A 23,830-nucleotide genomic window follows, 5' to 3' on the forward strand; every position below is an offset into this window, starting at 1 on the left:
CTGGCTAGGCGCGGATGAGGCTAAGAACCTCATCGCGAACTCGGATCATGTCGGCCTCGTTTGAAGCCTCGACATTGAGGCGAAGCAGTGGTTCGGTGTTCGAGGTGCGAACGTTGAACCACCACCACGTGCCAGCGTCGGCAGACTTGCCTTGAGCTGTGATGCCGTCAAACTCTTCAAAATCGGCTCGGTCGGCGAATGCTTCCCGAATTCGATCTTTAGCAGCTTGCGCATCGGCAACGGTGGAATTGATTTCACCGCTAAGAAAGTAAGGGTTGTAACTTGCGGCAAACTCGGACATGGATTTGTCTTGGTTGCCAAACTCAGCCAACACGTGCATGGCAGCCAACATTCCGTTGTCGGCACCCCAAAAGTCTCGGAAGTAATAGTGCGCACTGTGTTCGCCACCAAAAACAGCATTGGTTTCAGCCATTTTGTCTTTGATTAGCGAGTGGCCAACCTTGGTTCTAACCGCCCGAGCACCATCGGCTTCAACCACCTCGCGCACCACATTTGAGGTGAGTAGGTTGTGCAGCACCGTGATTGGTGCACCTGGGTTCTGAATCTTTTCGCGCGCGATTTCGCGTCGAGCCACAATGGCAGCCACAGCAGACGGAGTTACCGGCTGACCTTTTTCATCGACCACAAAAACGCGGTCGGCATCGCCATCAAAGGCCAGCCCCAAGTCGGCTTGGTAGTCAACAACCGCACGCTGCAGGTCAACTAGGTTTTTGGGGTCGAGCGGATTGGCCTCGTGATTTGGGAAAGTACCGTCTAGTTCAAAGTACATCGGAACAATTTCGAGCGGTAAGCGCTCGAGATCGTTGGCGTGTCCGAGAACGGCCGGCACCGTGAGCCCGCCCATGCCGTTTCCGGCATCGACAACAACCTTGAGTGGTCGAATTGTGTTCAACGAAACCAATTCGCGCAGGTATGACGCATAGCGAACCAAGATGTGCTCTTCGCGGAAACTTCCCGGTTCATCAACTTCGTTAATGCCATTTTCTAGGTAGACCTTGGCGCGATCACGAATTGCAGCAAGGCCGGTATCTAAACTGATGCCGCGAGCGCCGGCCCGAGAAAATTTGATGCCGTTGTAGGTTGCCGGATTGTGCGAGGCGGTGAACATGGCTGCAGGCGCATCTAAGGCTCCGGATGCGAAATATGACTCATCGGTTGAGCACAAGCCAATTGAAACTACGTGTGCTCCTCTAGCCTGGGCACCTTCGGCAAATGCCTCAGCAAATTCGGGCGATGAATCTCGCATGTCATGACCGACGATGACATCAGTGCCGGCAGCGTCGAGTTCATCGACGAAGGCAGCAGCCAAAGCGGCGACAACTTCGTTGGTTAGATCTTTGCCGACTAAACCTCGTACATCATAGGTTTTTACAATGGCGTCCCAGTTGACTGTCATGAACTCTTTCAGGTTGAGAGCGAGCCGGGCCGCTGCCCAGCTCAAACACCCCTCAAGAATACCAAGCCAAATAGACTGGGCACATGTCTTCAGCCAATCGTCCCCGAGGTTTTGAGCGGGATCGTCATGGCCGAGGTATGCGACGTTCATTGCTCGGCCACCTGAGAATAATTGGGCGAGGTCCATCCAGTTTTGAACAAATTGTCGAGGGTGCCTGCGATTTTCTCAGGCATGCCTACCCGGAAGACTTGGGCAGCATGCGTTGCCTTATTACCGATGCACCCGCCGTTAGCGAATCAAGTGAAGGTGTGAAACGCTGGGCGGCTCGCCCGGAAGACCTCACCATTGTGATTTATCGACTGCCTATTGAACGACTGGGGCATGTTCGCCGGACTGATCCAATGCATGAGCGCATGCACATCGAAGAGTATGTTTTTCAGGCTGCAGCCGCACTCATTGGCAAGGACCCCTGGGATCTGCTCGGTGGCGACTAGCGCAAACTTACCGCGACTGTGCCACCCGAATTCTTATAGTCCATTACCGGTATTACCGCGAGCGATCCGTCGATATCTAAAACCAGGGATGCAAACATCGGTTGATCGGTTTCCGGCAGAGCAAAATTTGCCCCCTTGGGCAGCTCGATTGTTTGCAGAGTTTGGCTGCTTGTCGAGTAGAGGCTCAATTTTGAAATGCCGTTTTGCGGCACCGGAATAATCTGTTTGGCGGTCAGCGCCGGCAAACTCGGTAGCCAGGCAAAGTCTGTGTTCGGGTTTTTGGCTTTGAAAGTGCGCGATACTTTGGCGGCGACCTGAATCGGCTGGTCTGATTCGAGGATGATCGCATAGTCACCATCGAGTAGCCCAGCTAGTTCGAATTCGGCAACAGTTCCGCCGGCAACCTGCTGGCGCAGCACCGTGCCGAAGGTATTTGCCGTTGCACCGACCACCTGGGCCGTAAAGGTTGCCGCCTGATCTCCCGGGACAAATACGCGCAACACCGGTGCAAGGTCTTGATAGTCGGTGGCGTTTGCCGCCAATTCTGCAGCATCTTTTGAACCCCGGATAAATAGGCCGGTAATGACCTGCCTCAGCTGAGCTGGCTGGCTAGGCATCACGTAATCCACTCCGCCAGCAATCAGGCCGCGAACCGCTTTCTGTTGAATCCAAGCGCCTATCGCGCCGCCCTTAGCTAAAACCTGAACCACAAAAGTTTTGGTTTTTGGAGCCACCGCAGAGAGGTTGAAAACTGTGGTTTTGCCAGCCGGCACAGCGATTCCAGAAAGCGCCGCCGATGCCAGTTCGCCGGCCTCAGAGTAAAGCTTTAGTGAAACAGTTGAATCAACATTTCCCGGATTGCGCAAAACCAGCAGAGCCTCACGGCCTAGTGCGGTCGATCCGCCAAGCAACCAAACATTTGTTGCCGGCTGCTGACAGCTTGCAGCCGCTAATCCAGCCATGCTCGAACCTGTTATCACCTGGGTCTGCAGCACCGACAGCAGTGTCGAACCCTGAACGGCTCTGCCGCTCGGGTCTTGGGCGGTGTAACTGCCGTTGGCAACTTCAAGTGACACACCTACTGGATCGGCAAAATAAACCCTGGTGCCAGCCGAACCAACTGGATCAAACACTCCAATCTGGGTGCCACTGCTGCCGCCGCTGCGAAACAGCTCACCAGGGCAAACCAGGGTTAGGTCTTTAGCCTTTGCCGTCTTCAGTTCGGCATTGGGCAGACTGCCAGCGACGACATTTAGCTCTGGTAGGGCGAACGTAGTTGCCACTAAGAGTGCGGTGAGAATCGGAGTAAAGAAACGAGCCAGACTCATTCTTCAACCCCCTCGACAAAAATTTGAGAATCTCGCTCGCGCCTTGCCCCCGAACGGCCAGCGGGTAAAGCCAGCAAAATGAAACCGGCAAGGATTCCCAGTTGGCCAGCTTTGGTGAGCGACCAACGCGACTGCGGCTCAGACCCGGCTAGAAGAACGGGGTTAGGGTCTCGAACTCGCCAGAGCCAACCAAATGGTGTTTCACCCACAGACTCTAGTTCTTTGATCGAATCAAGACTGACCCCAAGGTTGCGGGCTAGTTCGGTGTCTTGGTCTGGAACCAGAACATAACCAATTTGACCAGAACGCAAAATATCGGCCAGGTCAGAATTATTTGCCGAAACCAGATTGGCGACCAGGTTTGCGTGCAGTTCACGCTGCGCTGCAATTTCCAGCCATCTCGGATCATCCGCGGCAAGCCCGAGAGTCGGTGTGGTCAGCGCCATCCGATAAACCAGCGAAAGTTCTTCGAGCTGTACCCCATCCCCGTCGACCAGAGCCGCAGCATATTGCACGGCGGACTCGATCTGGGTTGGGCTGACCACCAGCATCTTGAGGTTGCTACCTGAATTTGACTCGGCCAAAACCAAAGCTGGTGATACCTGATCTGAACCAGAAGCGAACTTAGGCACAAGCAGAATCGAAGTTGCCAGGATTGGCAGAATTGCCAGCGATACCGTGGCGGAGGCCAATGCCGCCTTCTTACTCGACTGCATTGCAACACCGACCAAGAGCGCGACGGCCAGCGCCAAAACAGCCGTGGCGGGCAAAGTTGAATTGGTGATTTCCTGATCAAACATTGACTGCGAGTCTGTGCCAACCACTGGAACCCTTATTTGTCGGGCCAACCAAATTAATCCGACTGCGCCGAGCGACATGCTTGCCGCCAAAACAGTGGCGGCGGTATTGCGCGCAAAAAGTGCCACGGCAGCGATTAGCAAAATTGCGATGGAAGCGAAGTTGCCGATTGTCCCAAAACCAAAATCTGGCCCAACCTCGGCGCCAAATAGCAGTTGATTTCCCCAAGCCGACTCACTAGCGACCAAGGGTGTTGAAGGATCGGCCAACAGGGCAACCGGATTGGCTAATCCGAACAGGTAAAAAATTACCGTTGGTGAAAAGATCGCCGCGAGCGGCAGCGGGACCCAAATCAAAAAACCAAATTTACGAATCTTGACGAGAGCCAAAACTGCAACCGCCGCAATAAGCACTAGTCCAATCGCAAAGTTCGCTGCCGCAATAGCAGCCAGACTCAGCCCCGAAATTGCGACCCAGGTATAGGTGCGCGCTACGGTGATTGGTTCGGCTCGCCAGCCAGTGATTTTGGCTAAGCCAAGCAAAAACACGGGGAGCAGTATCCAAACCAGCAATACCGGGATTCGCCCTTCAGCCACAGCAACACCTAAAGCGGGGAACAAAGCGTAAACCAGCGCGGCCAGGTTTTTTTGCCAGGCTTTGTTTAGCCAGAGCGACAGCCAAAACCAGGCGCTGATAAAAGCCAGGGCCTTAGTGAGAAAGACCAGCAGAACCAATGCGATTGAGGGTTGCCAAAAAGTGAGAGACCCGATAGCCAATAACACCCAGTTGAACGGATCGCTCGGCGCCCACAAGCCAAATCCCAGGTTTTGAAAACTGGCCCCGGCTGAATCGAAAAGGTTGAACCAGTTAGCTGCCAAGGGCCGCACGGCCGCCCCATTGATTGCCACCGCAGCAGGAAAGAATTGCCAGCTTGCTACCAAAATGCCCAAGGTCAGCCAACCGGCACCGGATGCCAAGAAGGACTTCTGTTCGGCTACCTCACCGTTTTCAAATTTCTCAATGGTTAGTTGCTCTTCAAAAAATTCGCTCTGTGCCTTTCGGCTAGACCGCACCTGCTGCTCGCTCGCCCGCAGCCCACGCATCCGTTTTAGTGCTATGCCAGTATTTTTGCGCCTAGCCGACAGACGCAACGGCAAACTGAAAAACCCCCAGATTGCGGCCGAAAGTTCACCCCAGAGCAAATTAGGCGTTTTGTTGAAGACTCTGGCGATGGCCCGAAAGAGCCCGATGAAAGGTAGCGACAGCCACACCAAAAGCGCCATCAAAATCGGCTGATGAACCAACTGCAGATGAATCTCAGCTCGCCGACTTGCTGTTTTAGGACTGCCAGCCAACCAACGCCGTTCACGTTTTTGATTTAGTGAAAGTGTGGCATGGCGAATTTTGGCATCTGGCACCACGATGACGCGATTTCCAGCGCGGCGCAACCGAATGGAAAAATCAAGATCTTGCGCTAGTGCCGGCGCGCGGTCATCTAGCCCGCCAAGCTCTTCATAGCTTTCGCGCAGAATTAGAGTGCCTGCGGTACCAACCGCTAAAACATCATCGACCTGATCGTGCTGGGCTTGGTCTAGCTCACCACGAACCAGAGAAAACAATCGCCCGGTGCGAGTGAGGGTTAGCCCCTGCTGAGCGATGATGCGCGGATTGTGCCATTCCAATTGCTTTGGCCCGAGCTGGCGAGCCGATGGAGATTTCTCGGCGGCCAGCAACAGCTGTTCGAGACAGTCGGGCATCGGCGCACTATCATCGTGCAACAGCCATAGCCACTCGCCGGCCTGACTTGGTGCAGCCTCGAGTGCGGCCGCAATTGAACTGGGTAAATCAGATTTTCTAGGCACCGAAATCAGAGCGATGTTTTCAGCCACCGTCGGTTTTTGGCTGGATGAATCGACAACAAAAATTCGGTCGGGCACAACCGTTTGACGGGCAAGTGCTGCCAGGGTTTGATTAAGGAAGTCAGCGGCATCGTGGCTGACCACGATAGCGGTGACAAACGGCTTCATGATTTTGCCCGAAGGCTCTTAGGCTAAGCGCGCTTCTTCAGCTTGCGGCGTTCACGCTCGGATAGGCCACCCCAAATTCCGAATCGTTCATCGTTCGCCAAAGCGTAATCGAGGCACTGAGCTTTAACTTCGCAGCCACCGCAAATGCGTTTTGCATCTCTGGTAGAACCACCTTTTTCTGGGAAAAAGGCTTCTGGATCAGTCTGGGCGCAAAGCGCATCAGCCTGCCATGCCAGTGGATCTTCTTCAGGATTTGAGTACGCCCCCGCGACACCTAGTCGAATCGGATCGATAAACCAGTTTTCTGGCACACGATTACGACTGTCCATAACTATTTCCTTACTGGGTCACACCGGTTCAGATGCAACCTAACAAATTGCGTTGATGTAATTACACCGGTGTTATTCCCCCAATGTCAAGTTGAGATTGGTAACAATCGCCAAAGATACGGATAGCCGAACAACCGCAACTATTCTTGATGTCATGAGCATTTTGGTTACCGGCGGAGCCGGCTATATCGGTTCGCACGTGGTTCGACTCTTACTTGAGCGCGGTGACCAAGTGATTGTCGCGGATGACATTTCCTCGGGCGTCGTTGGACGCATCGGTCAGGCCGAACTTGTGCAGTTAGACCTTTCATCAACCGACGCTGTCGCCAGTTTGAATGCGGCGTTTGAAAAATACTCGGTTGATGCAGTTATTCACCTGGCCGCTCGCAAGCAGGTGGGCGAATCGGTGCTGCGTCCCGAATTCTATTTTGAGCAAAACATCGGTGGCATGGTTAATTTGCTAACTGCCATGCAGCAAAGCAAGGTTTCAAAAATAGTTTTCTCTTCAAGCGCGGCCACCTACGGAATGCCCGATGTGGTGGCAGTTAGCGAAGACCTAATTTGCCAGCCAATTAATCCTTATGGTCAAACCAAACTAATTGGTGAGTGGATGGTTGCCAACGCGTCTCGTGCTTGGGGTCTAAAGCATGCTAGCTTGCGTTACTTCAATGTCGCCGGAGCTGGCTGGCCGGATCTTGCTGACACTGCGGTGATGAACCTGGTGCCCATCGTCTTTAAGGCACTAGCTGAAAACCGGCAGCCTGCGGTGTTTGGTGACGATTACCCAACCCCAGATGGCAGCTGCGTTCGTGATTACGTGCATGTTCTCGACTTAGCCGAAGCGCATCTAGCGGCCCTTGACTACCTAGAGCGCGAAGATCGCCAATCCTCGGTTTTCAACGTTGGCACCGGTGTGGGTTCATCAGTTTTCGAGGTTCTGGCGGAAATTCGCCGAGTCAGCGGAATTGATTTTGAAACTTCAATTGAACCTCGTCGAGCCGGCGACCCGCCTAGGCTCTGCGCCGATGTCTCACGCATCAAAAAAGAATTAGGTTGGGAAGCCAAGCGCGGACTGGCTGAAATTATTGAAACTGCCTGGGCTGCCAGAAGCTAATCAAAGCATCGATACGCGGTCAGGCCTAATTACAACGCTAGTCTTCGCGACCAACGGCCAAAATAACCGTGCCGCTGCCGGCTAGAGTTACGTACTTTGCTTCGGTCGACAGGTAGGCAGCTTCGCCTCGGGCGAGCACCACGCGTTGCGCCTGACTGTCAGATATGGCTACCTCACCGGCAACGCAGACTGCAACGGTTTCGGCAGGCAACTGCAAATCAGCAAGCACCACTTGTGAGTCTAGGTTGGCTCGATAAATTGAGAAATCTTGAATCGGCAACTCAAATTTCTCGAGGCCGCGCACCAAATTACTGCTCTGTAACTTAGATATTTGGCGGTTGGAAAAATCAAGTACCCGGGTAAGTTCGGCAACATCAACGTGCTTTCTGGTCAAACCACCGCGCAGCACATTATCGGATGCTGCCATAACCTCTATACCGAGACCCGAAACGTAAGCGTGAATATTTCCGGCCGGCAAAAACAATGCCTGACCTGGGGTGAGTAAAACCTGATTCAGCAAAATCGAAACCACGACACCGGGATCTCCCGGATAGAGGCTATTCAGCTCAGCTACCAGTTCAAATCGAGAGTCAAAATCAGCAAGCGAAGCAAGTTCGTTGGTAACACCCAGCAGGTTATCTGAGCGCGCAAAAATGTCTTCGAAAATAGCCTTCAAGCCAAAGTTTTTTAGGTCACTTTGCCACTTAGAGACTATTTCGCGTAAACCATCGCTAATTTCGGCGAGGGCCAAAATGTCACTAAACAATTCGGTGATTTGCTCATCGGTTTTGAAGCCGCAAAGCGCACGAAAATCAGAAACTGCGATTATGACTTCTGGTTTGTGCTGATCATCCCGGTAATTTCGATTGGGGGCATCGAGCGGTGTGCCAGCCAAGTTTTCGGCGACAAAGCCCGCGGCTGCCTGCTGCAGATTTGGGTGGGCTTGAATTGAAAGCGGTTGATCAGCGGCAAGAATTTTGGTGAGAAAACTCAACCGGTGACCGATGAGCTCAGAGAGAAATTGGCCGTTAGATGTTTTTGCTTCAGAAATCGGATGGGTGCCCAGCCAAATTTCGGCCATCGGTTGGCCGGTTGCCTCTTGTCGCAGAAAGTCTGGGATGAGCGTTGTTGAACCCCAGGCATAACCTTGAGGCTGATTTGAAATCTTTACGATCACAGAAACCCCATTCTCTCGACCACTAAGCCTAGCCAGTGCCTCGCCAAATAGACTGAAAGCCTCTGCAGAAAAGGCAAAATGTCAGATCTCACTAGACCAATTCGAGTAATCGCCAACACGCGCGAAAAGGGCTACCGCGCAAAATGGGCTGTGGCCTATGCGGTTGCCTTCACCATGTTGGCAGGCGACGCCGTGCGTTACAGCATCGGCTGGATTGGCTGGGGCGCGCTGCTGGTAGTTCTGTTCGGGCTAGCAGTCGCACTGCTGGTTTCAAAACGCCGTGAAATCGATTCCAAGCCGAGTTGGCCACTAATAAGTTTGCTCACGCTGATGGCGGTTTCCACTCTCTGGTCTGCCTATCCCGGATTCACCGCCCTGGCTACAGTTGCCCAGGTTGGCACCACGGTCTTTGCATTTTTTCTCGCAGCACTTTTTAGTTGGCGAGCCCTACTCAACCTTTTTGCCAACACCCTTCGAGTCATACTTGCCTCATCGTTACTGTTCGAAGTTATTGCCAGATTCATAGTTGCCGCACCAATCGCCCCGATTTTCAAAAACTACTCGGGTGAAACTCCCCCGGCTGCGGCCTACTACTGGACCCAGGCAAATCTTTTTACCGGTGAGAGAATTCAGGGAATTGTCGGCAACTCGAATCTGCTGGCCTATTTGGCGATGTTCGGTTTGGTGGTCTTCACCGTCGAATTTGCCATCCATGAAAAATCGCGTTGGCTTTCTGTGGGATCGCTGCTACTGGCAGCACTGCTGATGCTTGAAGCACGATCGGCTGGCATTGGTTTCGCCATGGTTGCGGTCGCTGCGGCCTCTGTTGTGTCAATCGCCGCGGAGGGCAAAGAACGTGACGTACGCCACCGCTACTACCGAATCGCTTGGGCAGTCGCGGGCACCTTCGCTGCCGTGGTACTTATTTTTCGGGCTACGGTTTTTGAATTCATCGGCAAAAGCCCAGATATGACCGGACGCAGCGGTATCTGGAAGAAAGTGCTCGAACTTATCGAAGATCGACCAGTGCAGGGCTGGGGCTGGATCAGCCACTGGATCCCAGGTGTGGAGCCGTATGAGGGCTTAGTGGTAATCGGGAAGGTGCCTTATTACCAGGCCCACAATGCTTACCTCGATATGACTTTGCAACTGGGCGCAATTGGAGCATTGCTGTTTCTGGTTATGCTGTCGATTGCGTTTGTGAAACTTTGGCGCCTTGCCGTGCGACACACAAGCGCACTTTACCTGTGGCCAATTTTGTTTTTTGTTGGTCTGGCCGTCTGGAGCCTCACCGAGAGTCGAATGCTTATCGAAAACGGCTGGATGCTGCTGACACTATTCGCAATAAAGGTGAACGACCCGTTGGAAACACTGGAACCGCGAGGAAACTCGCCTAAAAGAGTTCGTTTGCTTTCTCGAGGTCTTCGGCAAAATCGACCTCAACTGCATAAAGATCACTGATGTCTACTGACTTGAACTGAAGGCCATCGTTTTCGATTGCCAGTTCAATGCCTCTTTCAAAATAATCTTGATCGCCAACCTCGGCCAGCCGCCGAACTAGCTTGGCTTTGTCTTGCCCGGCAACAAAGTTGATGCCGACAGCTTCACCCAAACCACCAACCACCTGCTTGGAAAGTTCGCTGATGAAGCCATGCTCGTCTAGCCGATACTTGACCTCTTCGTCGCTGACCTTCGCCGTGTTGACCACTACAAAAGACTGGCTCGCATCGATTAGTGGTTTCACTCGGCTAAGTACCTCGGGGTCGAAAACCACATCGCCGTTGAGCCAGAGGACGCCACCGTCACCCGAAGCCTTCAATGCTTTGAGCAAACTTTTTGACGTGTTGGTCTGATCGTAAAGTTCGTTGTAGACAAATGTAGCCTCAGGGAAACGCTCGATAATTGCCTCGAGTTTGAAGCCGACCACAATCATTACTCGCTGAGCACCTTCGAAGGCTCGCTGCAGATTGTCCATCTGCTGCTGCATTATTGACCGACCGTCGCGCAATTCGGTTAGCGGTTTTGGCAGCGGCCGGGCTAACCGTGTTCCCATGCCGGCGGCGAGAATGACAACCTGATAAGACATGCGACCAGTTTAGGGAATGGTTAGCACATCGCCGACCCACAGCACCGTCGTGGTGCTGAGGTTAATGGTTTGCGTGCCGCGCTTCAAAGTCTTGACGGTCGCCACAAAGTTGCTCAGCGTCATCGAGTATTTGGCTGCAATCTTGGTCAGAGTATCGCCGGAGACCACCGTGTACACCCGGCTTGGTGTAGGGCTAGCGGTGGTGGGTGATGGTGATGCAGTCGGGATCGGTGCTGTTGTTGGGCTCGGTGAAGCACTTGGTGCCGGCGTTGCACTGGCACTCGAGTCGACTGCCACCTGCCCGTTGACTATTTGCCCGACTAGCGCCTTGGCCGGTATGCGTAATCGTTGTTTCGGGTAAATGTCTAACGAGGATGCCAGATAGTTCGCCGCCATGATATGCCGCAAATAAGTAGAGGTGCCCACGCTGTAGTAGCGCATGGCGATGTCGTACATCTTTTCGCCACTAACCACGGTGTGCACGACGAATGGGTAGTTTGGGGCAACTGCAGCGGTGAGCGTTCCAACTAACTCTTTAGCCGGAATTTTCAGACGCTGCCCGGCATAAATGTCTAGCGAAGAAGTTAGATAATTGGCCGCCATGATGTGTCGCAAATAAGTTGAGGTACCGATGTTGTAATAGCGCATGGCGATGTCATACATTTTTTCACCACTGACCACAGTATGAACCGCTGCAGCAACGGGACCGGTAGGTGAACTGGCACTAGGGCTAGGGCTAGCCGTTGGGGTGGCCGATGGCGTTGTCGACGGAGTAGGACTTGGCACCGGCGCAATTACCGCACCACCGTTGACCAATGGAACTGGGACTGCAACAAGAGTGGGATCGACATCGACAACCTCGGTGGGCACACCGGTAGCGGTAGGAATTGTCGCCGCGAAACCAGCTGAGACTGCTACGGTAGGCAATCGATCACCGCGCAGAGTTCGATAGGCACTTGTCGTTAGTCGGTACTTTTTAGCACCCTGAACTAACCAGATGGCTCGATCAGGTGTTGTGATAAATCGGCCGAGAGTTGCCGAATTTTTTGCTAAAGCAGCACAGGTCGCGTCGGTGAGTGCAAAGATTTTGCCGGGATAGCTGGCCGCATCCTGGTTTGAAATCGCCAGCAATTTGCCGCCGCTAGCCATAAAGACCGAAGTGCCGCACGAAATCTTTGGACTGCTCAGTCGAATACGAGTTTGGTAGCCGGACAATTCAGCGGCCGAGACAGTGCGGGTGCTGGTTTGACCAAACTCTAGAGCCAACTTAGGAATTAACTGCACCGCACGGTACTTGCCGTCAATCAGATAGGTGGTGCTTGAAGCAGATGTTTTCACCAACTGATTTATGCCGAGTGCAGGTTTGCCACTGGGAATTTGATTGATGGCGGATTGAGGTAGCACCTGGATTGTGGTGCTGGAAACCTGCGAGGCCAGACGAGCTCTATCTGCAGCGGTTGGCATGATTCTTTTTTGACCGTCGGCAACCAAATAGGTGGTGGCAGCCGCTGGCGATTTAGCAAAAAGCGGGCCGGTTATAGCTGAGCCGGCATCCGGGATTGCGCCGGTAAGAGCATCTGGAACCTGAAGTGCGGTGGCCAGGAACTCCTCGGGCTTTTCAACAACTCGCTTACCGGCAGCGGTGATGATGTAGGTCGTGCCTGAGTTGTTTTTGACCAGGGCATCGAGCTTGCCTAAATTATCCAGCCCGATTGCAGCTGCCGACAGGGTTCCGGTTGAGGTGCTAAACCACTTAGAAAAGTCAACCTCTTTGGCCAGTTGATCAGAGAGTTCGTAAAATTTGCCTTCAACGTAAACGCCCTTTTTACCGGAGGTTTTATTGGTGAACAAAGCTAGGTTTCTGGCGATGGGTTGACCCCAAGCCATTTTGTCAAACGCTGAAATTGGCACTGTTGAAAGAGCAGGGATGGCGATTCCGGCGGCAGAGAGCGAGGTCGAATCAAGTACCTGGCGCTTCAGACCATTTTGGATGATGAAGGTCTCACCGTTGTCACCCGGAATGTATTCGGTGATTGCGCCGCCGTTAGCCAAGGCCGCAATTTGTGAGGCGGTGAAGGTGGCTGCCAAGTTGCAATCTAGGGCAAATTGTTCCACCTGTGCACAGTTGGTGAAGGTGTACTTTTTGCCATTGTCGAAGAAGTAAAACTGACCGGTTGCCGATTTGAAAAGTCGATTCAAGGTTGTCGAGGTGGTGAATGTGTCAAGGTACGACTGCGAAACCGTGCCCACCTTGCCCAATGGTGCCAACTCACTAATCAGCGCATTGTCATAAATTGGGTACTTCAGATTCTCGCTGACCAGATAGGTGTAGCCGGTGGCCGCTTTGATTAGAAAAGAGCCGGCAACTGGGTCGCCAAACCAGTCGGTGTAGAAACGCCAAAAATTGCGGTTGCCGTAGGCCGAACAAGCGTCTCCGGTTGAGTAAAGATTATTCAGTGCGGCCTGGTTCGGCGTGTATGGAGTGTAGTAGTAGAGCGCGGCAGTTGCCTGGCTCTTCAGCGGAAATGAGCGGGCGCCGCAGTCGCGACCAATCGATGCCTCAACATTGGCCGCCTGATAGCGCCGGGTAATTGTGGTGCCAACTTTTAGGTAGGTAAAAGAACCACGAGCATCGCCGTACCACTGAAGTTGACCGGCACCCTTATAAAGCTGCCAGAAGAAGCCTGCTGAGGATGCAGCACAACCAGATGGCGTATCTGGACAGTTCATACCAAGCGCAAAGTTGTACATGCGCGAAGTTGGATTAGAAGCCTGAATTAGACCCTGCTCTTTCTGCAGCGTGACAATCAAGGTTTTTGGACTAATGTTGCAGGCAATCGATACGTCATAGATTATTTGCGCAGCGGTTTGGGCTGATTTAGCCGGCAATGAAGCGCAGCGACCATCTTCTCCGGTTACCGCTGGAGTATCCATGACAAAGTTTTTGATGCATTTGGGGCCACCGTCGTTGTCGTTACAGACCGCTGGTAATTTGCTCTCTAGAAAACGCTGGATTTGGGCCACGGACATCGAGCCAGAGTCGTAGAAGGCAGCATCCGAAATAATCAACCCCGGATCAAATCTGCTTGCGTCAGCCGCGCTTGCCGATGTCGGAATATCGATTGCGGAAACCCCAATAAAGGCCAAAAGCGCAGCGCTGATAGCCCCAATCAGTTTTTTGTAGTTTGCCTTCATTACGGAATCGTGACTGCAATCTTGCTACTTGTACCAGACGCGGTGGCTGAGTCGTAGCTCACAAAAATCGAGCCCTTGCCCTTAGGAATTCCGGTGAGCACCAATTCGAGAGGGAAACACTGAGTAGTGGTGACATTGGATTCTGCCTTGGCTGAGACAGATTTAGTCACACCTTGGCCCTGGTAGGTAAGTGTGCAAGTGCCGGTTGACTCATCGACGTTGGTGACCTCGGCAATGGCAAAAATCAAACCGTTGTTGGCGTCGACCATTGAATCGATGATGTTGATCTCGGCCTCAATTTTTGGTTCGGTAGGGGTCACCGAAGCGCTTGGTGAAGGCTCTGCGCTAGCGCTGGTTGTCGGTGTTGCACTTGGGGTTTCAGAATCGCTTGGTTTTTCTTCGGTGCCCCAATTTGGGTAGAGCAAAGCACAGCCGCTGAGCAGCAAAGCACTGATGGCGGTAGCAGAAATTGAGATTAGGCGCTTCATCACAGACCTCCCGGGATGCCGTTTAAGCCTAACTTTGGCTACCTCAAAAAGGCCTGACAAATGCCTGTAAGTCGCGAATTGGCGCCTAGCCCTCGGCAAGAATTTGCAGGGTCTGATCACGAGACCCGTGCAGCGCCGCCCACACCGCTTTACGATATTTGCCGGTTGCGTTAGCCCAAACACTCTCGGGTGCATCCATCAAGACCGTGCCTGCGCGAGCCTTCAAGGTGTCAAAAAATTGACTGTCGGTTCGATTGATTTCAGCCACAAAAAGCTGCAAATCCATCGATATAATGCGGGTTTGCCAACTTTCGCGAACTTGGGTCTCGACCAATCCTTTTCCAATTGCCCGAAGCAAGATTCGATTGATTTGCTCAATCGAAAGCAATCGGTCAGACAAACTCTTCAGTTCAGTGGTGCGTTTTGAAAGCGATTCACCCTCAGCTCGAACGCGCCAAAAATAAACCGGCCTAGCTAAAACATCAAACTGCTTAGCGGCAAGGTAAGCCGTTGCCACCAGGGTCATATCTTCGTAGGCAACCCCGGTTGGAAATACAAATTTGTGCTGCTGCCAAAACTGCCAGTTGTAAAGCTTGTTCCAGCTGGTGGCATCGCCCAACAATTCCGGGTTTTTATTCAAATTGGTAGCGACTCGGTTTTTAGCGAAAAATGCTGAGGTAGAGGTACGGTCAAAATAACGCGCGCCGTAAAAACAAACAGTTTTGCCGACTACCAGCGGGCTACCACTGCGTTCAGCAGACTTCACCAGCCGACTAACTGCTCCCACAGGCAGCAAATCATCGCTGTCTAAGAACATTACGTAGTCGGTGTCCTCAATTGCAGCCAGACCAGCGTTGCGAGCAGCGCCGAGACCTTGATTTTCCTGATTGATAATTCGCAATTCGGATGTGGTTTCGGCCAGAGCAGCAATTAGCTCGGGCGAAATGTCGGTGGAACCATCGTTAACCGCGATGATTTCAAGATTTGGCCAGCGCTGAGCACGAGCTGATCTGAGGCAATCAAGCACATAACTCTCGACGTTGTAGACCGGAACCACAATGGTCACTTTAGGTTTGGCCGCGTTGAAGCGCTTCGTGCGCCAGGAGGCCCACCAAATTAGCCGCATGAGCTCATATTTCAAGGCGGGAATAGGACCAACAGCCAGCAATCGCTGAGCCAACTTTTTAAGCAACTTCACGTCTAAGAGAATACGATGTCGGCAACTCGAGCAGCTGCCTTGCCGTCTTCGAGAGAGTTAAATTTTTGCTGCCAAGCTCGGTATTTGACCGAATACTCGGCCGAGATTTCGTCGATTCGAGCAAGAGCAGCGACAACCTCGGAATCGGTTTTCAAAATTGGACCGGGAGCAGTTGCTTCGAAGTCGAAGTAGAAACCGCGTTCGGCACGATAGCGCTCGAGGTCGGGAGCTAGGAAAAGAACCGGCTTTCCGGTGACCGTGAAGTCAAACATCACCGAGGAAAAATCAGTGATCAAAATGTCGGCGGCCAAATACAGTTCGGTAACATCCGGATATTTAGTGACATCTATTGCCCCTCCTGCCACTTTAGTTTTGTGAGCAGCATGGGTATTGGTGTGTCCACGGTAAAGCATTTGAAACCCTGGCGGCAGTTCGATGTCTTCATCCATGAAGGTAACCGATTCCCAATTACCGGTAGCACTTCGCTTGTAGTCACGCCAGGTAGGGGCGTAAAGCACTACTCGGGTGTTTGGGTTGTTGATACCCAAGCGCTGCCTGATTAGGGCTCGATCAAGAGCAGAGGCCGAACTTAGTCGATCATTACGTGGATAACCAGTTTCGATTATTCGCCCACGATAGCCAAATGCACCCGGGAAAATTTCAGTGCAAAACGGATTCGGCGAAATCAGGTAGTCCCAATAGCTGGCCTCCCGATCCATGGTGTCTAGGTAACTTTTGGTGAGGTTGTTGTTCGGAATTTCCCGGCCGAGGCGCTTTAGCGGAGTGCCGTGCCAGGTTTGCAGGTAAACCTGGCCAGGTACCTTTCGGAAGTACCAGGGCCAGTTGGTGTTATTGACCAAGTACTTGCTAGTGGCTAGCGCCACCAACCACTCTTTAGAGGCAAAGCGCACACCTCGGGCACCCTCGGGCGCCTGAGTTTCTGGGCCAATTGTCCAGATGTATTCGAGGTCTGGGCGTCGACGGCGCAACTCGTTGTAGATATCGAGCGGATTATCGCCGATTACTTTTCCTTGAAACGATTCGAAGAAGACTGCTTCGCGCAACTGCTTGGTCTGCTGTGGTCGGTACTGCCACTTGCGCAAATAGCCCGCGGCCCGACGGCGCAATGCACCGGCAATTCGAGTTGGTGAATAGGTTTTGGCAAGTCGAACAAGTCGGTTCATTTGAGTTGATCTTTCGACATTCGAGACCGATCGACAGTTTTTGCAGCGCCTCTAACGAAACCCAACCAAAAACCAAAACCCCAGGCTAGGTGCATAATCGGCAACACTCGAAGCAAGGCCAACCGACCGGCAACCGACAACCCGGATGCGGTGGTCGCCAGCGCCGCAACGGCTGACAAATAGCCGGCCAGCGGCAGAATGCCAAGATTATTGCCGAGCAGCAACTGGACTAGACCAGCCGCTATGACTGCCACCAGTAGAGGCGGCAAAAAATAGCGTTTGGACGCAGTCGCGGTGTTTCGCCGGGTCAAATCCCCGCGCCACACTCCGGTTGAAAAAAACTGCTTAGCCAGCGTTTGAGCTTTGGCGCGCGGCCAATAGGTGACCGAAAGTTCTGGCGAGAACCATACCAATCCGGAAGTTGCTTTGATCCGCTGGGCCAGATCCCAGTCCTCACCGCGAATGATGGTTTCGTCATAACCGCCAACGCGCTCAAGTGCGCTTTTTCGAAAAATACCTAGGTAAGCGCTCTCTGCTTCACCGGCCTGACCGCCGACGTGATAGCTGGCACCGCCAATACCGAATCGACTGGTGTAGGCCCAGGCAACCGCCTGTTGAAAAGCCGTTTTACCCTTGGCCGCCATAATGCCGCCAACTAAATCTGCGTTCTGCTGCTGCAAAATGCGGATGCCATTTTCGAGGTAACCCGGGGCCGGCTCGCTGTGGGCATCGATGCGAACAACAAAGTCATGCTTCGCTTTAGCAATCGCAGCGTTGAGGCCTACCGTGGTCAAGCCCTTAGGGTTCGGCATTAAAACAATTCGCGAATCTTGCGCAGCAAGCTGTTGAGCAATTCTGTCGGTGTTGTCTTTCGATGGCCCAAGCGCCAAGATCAACTCGAGGTTGCCTGAGTATTCCTGACGCAGGATGCTGTCCACCGCATCGGCTAAATGAGCTTCTTCATTCAACACCGGCATGATCACCGAGACAGCGGGATGCTTTTTGGCAGCCATCAGTCGATCGTGTCCGAACCAACAAATTCGTTGTAAGCGTCTACCACCGCTTTGGGTTTGCCATCCATTTTCAGCTCACCCTTTTCAATCCAGATGACTCGGGTGCAAGTATCAAGGATTGATTTCATGCTGTGGCTTACCAAGAAAACTGTTCCGGCGTTGTCACGCATTTCACGCATGCGTGCTTCGGAACGATTTCTAAATTCTTGATCTCCGACGGCAAGTGCCTCGTCAATGATCAAAATGTCATGATCGCGGGATGCTGCAATAGCAAAACGAAGACGCGCTGACATTCCAGAAGAATAGGTGCGCATCGGCAGATCAATGAACTCTTCCAGGCCAGCAAATTTTGTAATTTCTTCAGCACTAGCAGCAATGTCTTTGCGGTTGAAGCCCATGGCCAAACCACCGAGCATGATGTTTTTTTCGCCACTCAGATTTGGCATCAAGACCGCGCCAACACCCAACAGGGTTGGACGAGCCGATGAGTAGACCGCACCCTGGGTGACCGGAGTCAAACCGGCGATTGCCCGCATTAGTGATGATTTGCCAGAACCGTTGGTGCCGATAATGCCAACCGATTCGCCCTCAAAAATCGTGAAGCTCACACCTTTTACGGCGTGCACCTCACGCAGGTTCATCTTCTTCGAGAAGAGACCACCGCCGGCTGAACCGCGGGTCGCTCGACGGCCCGAGGCAAAAACTTTGTAGGTGATGTGCACATCATCAACCACCACGACTGGTTTTTGCTTCGGTGCCGGCTTTGGGCGCGTTTGCTTAGTCTTCGCGGCCATAGCGTTCCTCAGCTTTCCAGAAGAAAATTACGCCCAGAATCAAAAGACCAAAGGCCCAGGCTGTGCAGGCCAACCACAAAAATGCCGACATCTGATAGCCCTCAACCAGGGCGCCGCGCGCCAATTCAATGAAGTCGTAGAACGGATTGAACTGCATTATCTGCAGCACTACGGGATAATTTCCCAGCACTTTTTCGAGACTGTAGAAAATTCCTGAGGTGTAAAAAATCACGCGAGTAACAAACGGAATCACCTTGCTCAAATCACGGATTTGAACCGTCAACCGAGCTGCAATAAGAGCCAATCCGGTAGCAAAGAGCGTCATCAAAATCAGGATCGGAATCAGGGCGAGCCAGGCTAATGTGACATCTTGCTGAAAAACCAAAAGGGTTACTAGCAGCAAACCGATTTGAGGCAAAAGGTTGAAAAACTGGCGCAGCACAGCTGAAAACGGCAGCAACATTCGAGGAAAAGAAAGTGACCGAACCAAACCCACGTTGCCCGTTACCGCGCTCGCTCCCGACTGAAATGAACCGGCAAAGAAAGAGAACAGGAAAACCCCGGTAAACAAAAATGGGATGAAGTTGTCGGGACGACTGCTGCCCAAGATAACGCCAAAAATCAAACCGTAGACCATCGCCTGGATGGTTGGTAGCAACACCACCCACCAACGACCGAGACGGTTTCTAGCATTTGCTGCCTGATTGGCGTAAAGCGAAAGAGTGAAGGCAAAGTCTCGGCGTTGCCAAGCTTGAGACAAATAGTCGAACAAAGCCGGCCGTGCACCAACACGTTTTAGACCGTGCTGCCGCGCGTAATCTGCGAGGCTCATTGCTCTCCTAACTTGCTGTTCTTGAAGTCTAGTCAGCCACTAGCCGGCTGAGGGGCTAGGGCTTGATTCGAGGATAAAAGCATCCTGAATCATTTTTCGAATGCCGGGGAAATCTGGGTTGACAACGTCAATGGTTGGGGGCACCAACTCAATCTTGGTGATTCCCAAAGTTCGGGCTTGGGTAGCAAGCTCAACGTATCGCGAAAGCATTGGCGAAGGAATGTCGGTTTTCACCAGTTTCTCTCCGGCTGATGCGATCTGCTGGAAACGGGTGAGCACATTTACCGGCTCCACCTGATTCAAAATAGCCTCTTCAACCTCGCGTTGACGACGCATGCGGTCGTAATCGCTGGTGGTGTGCCGAGACCGGGCGTACCAGAGCGCTGTGTAGCCATCCATGTGCTGCTTGCCAACTTCAATCCAGCCCTTGACATCAGACAGGTCTTCATTCTGACCACCAATCGGCAGTCGTTCTTTGACATCGATTGTTACGCCGCCAAGCGCATCCACCAGTGAAGTGAAGGCAGCCATGTCGACCATTGCATAAGACTGAATCTCAAGACCGGTAACCCACTCAACCGCATCGCGAGTGGCTTCAAGTCCAGGGGTTGAGCCTTTGGCAATTGCATCTGGATAAAGCTCGGCGTGGTTGTCTTCGACATCCTTGTAAATTGCATTGATCAAACAGTCGATGCCGCAGGACCAGCCATCGGGATAGACCGCTAACATCGGCGAGCCATCCGAAAAACTAACCCGCTGTAAGTTGCGAGGGATGCCGATGTTCACCGCGTGTCCGGTTACCGCGTCGATGCTAACCACCGAGAGAGAATCTGGACGAATACCAAAACGGTCTTTGCCTGAGTCGGCACCAACCAACATTATGTTGTAACGACCGTTGACCGGTGATGTAAAACCACCCTGGTTGAAAATGGTGCCAACAAAATTTGCCTGAACTCCAGCCAAATTTGCGGCGTAACTAATTCCAGAGATACCCAAGACTCCGGCCAGGACAAATGCAGCCAAGGTAATTAGGCGCTGTTTTGGATAAAGCCGGCCAAGTTTTGCCAAGCGCAGCGAATCGAGTGTGACGACGGCAAATATTGCCGCGTAGACAAAAAGGACCAGGGAAAGAATCCAAAGCAGTGCCGGCACAGTCGCCAACCACAGCACCCAACTGCGATTGATTAGCCCCAAAACGACCAGTATCAAGACAATTGCCCAAAGGCTCAATGTGGCGGTCAAGCCGATGCGCGCCAGCCGTTTGTTGCCAGCAACCAATTGAACTGAGCCAGGAATGACCAAATTGAGTACGACCAACCACCATGCGCGGCGATGCATTTGTTCGGCACTTGCGCGATCGGTAGCACGAAATGGCCCGGTAGCGCGAACAGCTGCTTGACCGGGCCTAATAGAACCGCGGTTTAAATTTGTGATTTCAGTTTCTCGTTCTTGCTGGCAACTTGATCTTTCAAGTCTTGTGAATAACCTTCAAGTGCGGCAGCGAGTTTTGCATCAAAAGCACCCAAGATTCGCGCTGCCAAAATGGCTGCATTTTTTGCGCCACCGATTGAAACAGTGGCAACTGGGATACCGGCAGGCATCTGCACAATGGAAAGCAGCGAATCCATACCGTCGAGCTTTGATAACGGCACCGGAACACCAACCACCGGCAAAGTAGTTACCGAGGCGAGCATGCCTGGAAGGTGAGCCGCACCGCCAGCGCCGGCAATGATTACCTTGATGCCGCGCCCGGCAGCAGCCTTGCCCCACTCAATCATTCGCTCTGGGGTTCGGTGTGCTGAAAGCACCTCGACCTCAAATTCAATGCCGAATTCTTTGAGAAAGTTAGCTGCCTCACTCATGACTACCCAGTCAGAATCAGAGCCCATGACTACTGCAACAACTGGGTTCGACATGGATGCTCCTAAATTCGGCGACCCGAAAATTTTATCGAAAGCGGTGAGTTATCCCTGTAGCAAAACAGTGGCGGCACCCTCGGCGATTTTCAGGGCTTCAACTTCGCTTTGGTGAGTGACTGTTACGTGGCCCATCTTTCGACCGGCACGCGGACTCTTGCCGTAGGTGTGCACCTTAGCCTGCGGAAATTGGGCAAGCGCCCTCGGATACGCCGAGACAAAATCATTTTGATCGTCGGTGCCGAGCAAATTCACCATCACGGCATGTGCCGCAGTGGCCTTGGTTTCACCCAGCGGTAAATCTAGAACAGCTCTCAGGTGCTGTTCGAACTGACTGGTAACCGAGCCTTCAATGCTGAAATGTCCAGAATTATGCGGGCGCATGGCTAACTCGTTGATGACCACGCCACCATCTCGAGTTTGAAAAAGCTCGACCGCCAAAACGCCAGTCACTCCCAAACCCTCAGAAACAGTTTGGGCGATTTTTGTCGTGGCCTCGATTAGGGCCGCATCCGCATTTGGTGCAGGTGACTTCACCACCGAGCAGACACCATTAGCCTGGATGGTTTCGACCAGTGGCCAAGCAGCGAATTCTCCGGAGGGAGTTCTGGCGCTGAGCTGGGCGAGCTCACGAACAAAATCAACTTTTTCTTCAGCCAGCAGGCTGCCGCCAAATTTGTCTAGCTGGGCAAACCAGTCGTTGGCTTCGGCAGCTTCGCGAACCACACGCACGCCTTTGCCGTCGTAGCCACCGATAGGAGTCTTGAGGATTGCGACACCGTTATTTTGATTGATGAAATCGGCCAGTTGGGATGCGGTCTTAATCTCTGCCCAAACCGGCATCGGCAGGCCTAGTTGCTGCAGACGCTGCCGCATGTGCAATTTGTTTTGAGCAAACTTTAGAGCCCGGCTAGGTGGTTGAACTGATTTGCCCTGCTGCTCAAGAGCTTCTAGAACTGCAATTGGAACATGCTCGTGATCGAAGGTTATGACATCCACGGTTTCGGCAAATTTTTGAAGTTGCTCGAGCTGGCTGTAATCACCAACAACTGTGGCGGCTAAGGCAGCTGAAGAATTTTCATTTTCGGCAAAGACTTTCAACTGCAACCCCAGATTAATTGCAGGAACCGTCATCATTCGGGCCAACTGGCCTGCGCCGATTACCCCAACTCGAAGGTTTGTCATGATTTGCCTTTCGCTGAAGTACTAAATATTTTTTGCCAGGTAGTCAATGTCTGCCACGAGTGCTTTCAGTTTGCCAAAACCCTCTGCGGTAATGGTTTCACCATTTTTTAGACCGATCAGCAAACTGCCTTTACTGGTGGTAACCGTGGCTACCTCTAAAAACGATGCCTGTTTAGTTTTGGTGCCAAACCAACCGCGACGAATAACGACCCGTTGATTGGTTAGTTCAATCCAGCTGGTCAACCAGGTAACTACCGGAAGCAGCCAGAATATCAAGACCAGGCCGCCGGCAATGCCCCAGAGCAAATTGATTTGCCAAGTTTCAGTAAGGCGATCAATTGAAATACCGATGGCAGCCGAGGCCGCAAACAACACGATGAAAGGCAGCAGCAGGCGGCTTACTTTCGGGTATTGGCGCAGCAGCACCTCTTCGGCAACAAAACTCATCTGTCTAATTGTGCCTCAAGTGGACAACATCGCCCGCGGCGACCGGCATGATTTGACTTGACTCATCCGGCAGCAAAATCAACCGTCCGGTGTCGTCGATTCCCAGCGAGTCACCAAAAACTTCTTTATCGCCGGGCAAAACAACCTTGACTCTCCTACCGACCGAACTGCAATTTTGCAGCAGCTCAAAGCGCAGTCTTGACTGATTGGCATCGCCGGCGGCGACGTCAAAAGCGTTATAAAGTCGCTGTAGTTCGCCCAAGTATGCGGCCAGCACATCATCTCGGCTAGCGGATACGCCCTGAAGTCTCAGCGAAGTAGCCGTTGGTACCGGCAACTCGGCCTCAGTTTGTTGCAGATTTAGGCCCGCCCCAATCACAACTCCAGACAAATCAGGAATTAATTCGCTGAGGATTCCGGAAATCTTTTTTTCGCCAACCAGAACATCATTGGGCCATTTCACCGTGGCCTGCTGCTCGGTAAGAAAAGAATTAACCGTGCGACTCATTGCCAGCCCGGCAAGCAGTGGCAGCCATGAAAAACGCTGGGGTGAAGTATTGGCCGGTTTTAGTAAAACTGAAACGAAGAGGGATGATCCGGCGGGCGCTTGCCAACTTCGGCCCGATCGACCTCGACCGGCGCTTTGGTAATCGGCGGTTAGGACGCTGAAATCACCGAGCTCTTGAGCGTTGGCAATCAGATCAGTATTGGTTGAACCGGTTTCGGCTACCCACTGAAAGCTGCCCGCCACTGTCGAGCTCTTTGGAAATTCCATAGCTTCAAACCTATAGGCGGGGTAGGAAAATTT

Annotated in this window: 21 protein-coding genes; 3 read left to right on the forward strand and 18 right to left on the reverse strand. The window is 52.6% G+C overall.

What is annotated here, in order from left to right:
• Positions 1-4: 4 nt before the first annotated feature.
• Positions 5-1,417, reverse strand: a complete 1,413-nt coding sequence (locus A4Z71_RS05325) for a phosphomannomutase/phosphoglucomutase (RefSeq protein WP_070955266.1) — start codon at positions 1,415-1,417, stop codon at positions 5-7.
• 83 nt (positions 1,418-1,500) lie between these two features.
• Here A4Z71_RS05325 and A4Z71_RS05330 point away from each other — a divergent pair, with 83 nt between their 5' ends.
• Complete coding sequence (locus tag A4Z71_RS05330) at positions 1,501-1,911, forward strand: hypothetical protein (protein ID WP_145943920.1); 411 nt, start codon at positions 1,501-1,503, stop codon at positions 1,909-1,911.
• Here the strand turns inward: A4Z71_RS05330 and A4Z71_RS05335 are convergent.
• Genes A4Z71_RS05335 through A4Z71_RS05345 form a run of 3 tightly spaced genes read right to left on the reverse strand, consistent with a single transcriptional unit; the run spans position 1,908 to position 6,393 of the window.
• Complete coding sequence (locus A4Z71_RS05335; protein WP_070954880.1) at positions 1,908-3,239, reverse strand: DUF5719 family protein; 1,332 nt, start codon at positions 3,237-3,239, stop codon at positions 1,908-1,910. The two genes, A4Z71_RS05330 and A4Z71_RS05335, sit on opposite strands and share 4 nt — an antisense overlap.
• Positions 3,236-6,064, reverse strand: coding sequence for a glycosyltransferase family 2 protein (locus A4Z71_RS05340; protein ID WP_070954881.1), 2,829 nt, complete (start codon positions 6,062-6,064; stop codon positions 3,236-3,238). Before A4Z71_RS05340 ends, A4Z71_RS05335 begins: the two co-directional genes overlap by 4 nt.
• Positions 6,065-6,087: 23 nt before the next feature.
• A complete protein-coding gene (locus A4Z71_RS05345; RefSeq protein ID WP_070954882.1) occupies positions 6,088-6,393 on the reverse strand; it encodes a WhiB family transcriptional regulator in 306 nt (101 codons plus the stop codon).
• Positions 6,394-6,547: 154 nt separating this feature from the next.
• On the opposite strand from A4Z71_RS05345, the gene galE reads away from it, so the two are divergent.
• Positions 6,548-7,507 (forward strand): UDP-glucose 4-epimerase GalE, encoded by a 960-nt coding sequence (galE, locus tag A4Z71_RS05350; protein ID WP_070954883.1) that lies wholly within the window; start codon positions 6,548-6,550, stop codon positions 7,505-7,507.
• Between the two features lie 37 nt (positions 7,508-7,544).
• On the opposite strand, the gene manA is transcribed toward galE, so the two are convergent.
• On the reverse strand, positions 7,545-8,684 hold the full coding sequence (manA, locus tag A4Z71_RS05355; RefSeq protein WP_158512780.1) for a mannose-6-phosphate isomerase, class I: 1,140 nt from the start codon (positions 8,682-8,684) through the stop codon (positions 7,545-7,547).
• Between the two features lie 78 nt (positions 8,685-8,762).
• On the opposite strand from manA, the gene A4Z71_RS05360 reads away from it, so the two are divergent.
• Entirely contained in the window at positions 8,763-10,145 is a 1,383-nt protein-coding gene (locus tag A4Z71_RS05360; RefSeq protein WP_070954884.1) for an O-antigen ligase family protein, read from the forward strand.
• Here the strand turns inward: A4Z71_RS05360 and A4Z71_RS05365 are convergent.
• The 13 genes from A4Z71_RS05365 to A4Z71_RS05425 all read right to left on the reverse strand — a co-directional run bounded on the left by A4Z71_RS05365 (position 10,078) and on the right by A4Z71_RS05425 (position 23,797).
• Complete coding sequence (locus A4Z71_RS05365; protein ID WP_070954885.1) at positions 10,078-10,770, reverse strand: phosphocholine cytidylyltransferase family protein; 693 nt, start codon at positions 10,768-10,770, stop codon at positions 10,078-10,080. The genes A4Z71_RS05360 and A4Z71_RS05365 overlap by 68 nt on opposite strands.
• 9 nt (positions 10,771-10,779) lie before the next feature.
• Positions 10,780-13,965: a muramidase family protein gene (locus A4Z71_RS05370; RefSeq protein WP_070954886.1), complete on the reverse strand. Its 3,186-nt coding sequence runs from the start codon at positions 13,963-13,965 to the stop codon at positions 10,780-10,782.
• Positions 13,965-14,453: a hypothetical protein gene (locus A4Z71_RS05375; RefSeq protein ID WP_070954887.1), complete on the reverse strand. Its 489-nt coding sequence runs from the start codon at positions 14,451-14,453 to the stop codon at positions 13,965-13,967. The genes A4Z71_RS05370 and A4Z71_RS05375 overlap by 1 nt, the downstream gene beginning before the upstream one ends.
• A gap of 85 nt (positions 14,454-14,538) precedes the next feature.
• On the reverse strand, positions 14,539-15,651 hold the full coding sequence (locus A4Z71_RS05380; RefSeq protein ID WP_070954888.1) for a glycosyltransferase family 2 protein: 1,113 nt from the start codon (positions 15,649-15,651) through the stop codon (positions 14,539-14,541).
• Between the two features lie 2 nt (positions 15,652-15,653).
• Positions 15,654-16,835, reverse strand: a complete 1,182-nt coding sequence (locus A4Z71_RS05385; protein ID WP_070954889.1) for a CDP-glycerol glycerophosphotransferase family protein — start codon at positions 16,833-16,835, stop codon at positions 15,654-15,656.
• Positions 16,832-17,848, reverse strand: a complete 1,017-nt coding sequence (locus tag A4Z71_RS05390) for a glycosyltransferase family 2 protein (RefSeq protein ID WP_070954890.1) — start codon at positions 17,846-17,848, stop codon at positions 16,832-16,834. Before A4Z71_RS05390 ends, A4Z71_RS05385 begins: the two co-directional genes overlap by 4 nt.
• Positions 17,848-18,642, reverse strand: a complete 795-nt coding sequence (locus A4Z71_RS05395; protein ID WP_070954891.1) for an ABC transporter ATP-binding protein — start codon at positions 18,640-18,642, stop codon at positions 17,848-17,850. The genes A4Z71_RS05390 and A4Z71_RS05395 overlap by 1 nt, the downstream gene beginning before the upstream one ends.
• Complete coding sequence (locus tag A4Z71_RS05400) at positions 18,626-19,474, reverse strand: ABC transporter permease (RefSeq protein ID WP_070954892.1); 849 nt, start codon at positions 19,472-19,474, stop codon at positions 18,626-18,628. Before A4Z71_RS05400 ends, A4Z71_RS05395 begins: the two co-directional genes overlap by 17 nt.
• A 39-nt stretch (positions 19,475-19,513) precedes the next feature.
• Positions 19,514-20,812 carry an LCP family protein gene (locus A4Z71_RS05405; RefSeq protein WP_070954893.1) on the reverse strand — a complete coding sequence of 433 codons (1,299 nt, stop codon included), beginning with the start codon at positions 20,810-20,812 and terminating at the stop codon, positions 19,514-19,516.
• A gap of 83 nt (positions 20,813-20,895) precedes the next feature.
• The gene (gene purE, locus A4Z71_RS05410; protein ID WP_070954894.1) at positions 20,896-21,390 is read right to left on the reverse strand and encodes a 5-(carboxyamino)imidazole ribonucleotide mutase; all 495 of its coding nucleotides are present in this window, start codon (positions 21,388-21,390) and stop codon (positions 20,896-20,898) included.
• Positions 21,391-21,438: 48 nt separating this feature from the next.
• Positions 21,439-22,575, reverse strand: a complete 1,137-nt coding sequence (locus A4Z71_RS05415; protein ID WP_070954895.1) for a 5-(carboxyamino)imidazole ribonucleotide synthase — start codon at positions 22,573-22,575, stop codon at positions 21,439-21,441.
• 21 nt (positions 22,576-22,596) lie between these two features.
• The gene (locus A4Z71_RS05420) at positions 22,597-23,022 is read right to left on the reverse strand and encodes a PH domain-containing protein (RefSeq protein ID WP_070954896.1); all 426 of its coding nucleotides are present in this window, start codon (positions 23,020-23,022) and stop codon (positions 22,597-22,599) included.
• 4 nt (positions 23,023-23,026) lie between these two features.
• Positions 23,027-23,797: a biotin--[acetyl-CoA-carboxylase] ligase gene (locus A4Z71_RS05425; RefSeq protein WP_070954897.1), complete on the reverse strand. Its 771-nt coding sequence runs from the start codon at positions 23,795-23,797 to the stop codon at positions 23,027-23,029.
• Positions 23,798-23,830: the final 33 nt, after the last annotated feature.

This window comes from Candidatus Rhodoluna planktonica (assembly GCF_001854225.1).
GTDB lineage: Bacteria > Actinomycetota > Actinomycetes > Actinomycetales > Microbacteriaceae > Rhodoluna > Rhodoluna planktonica.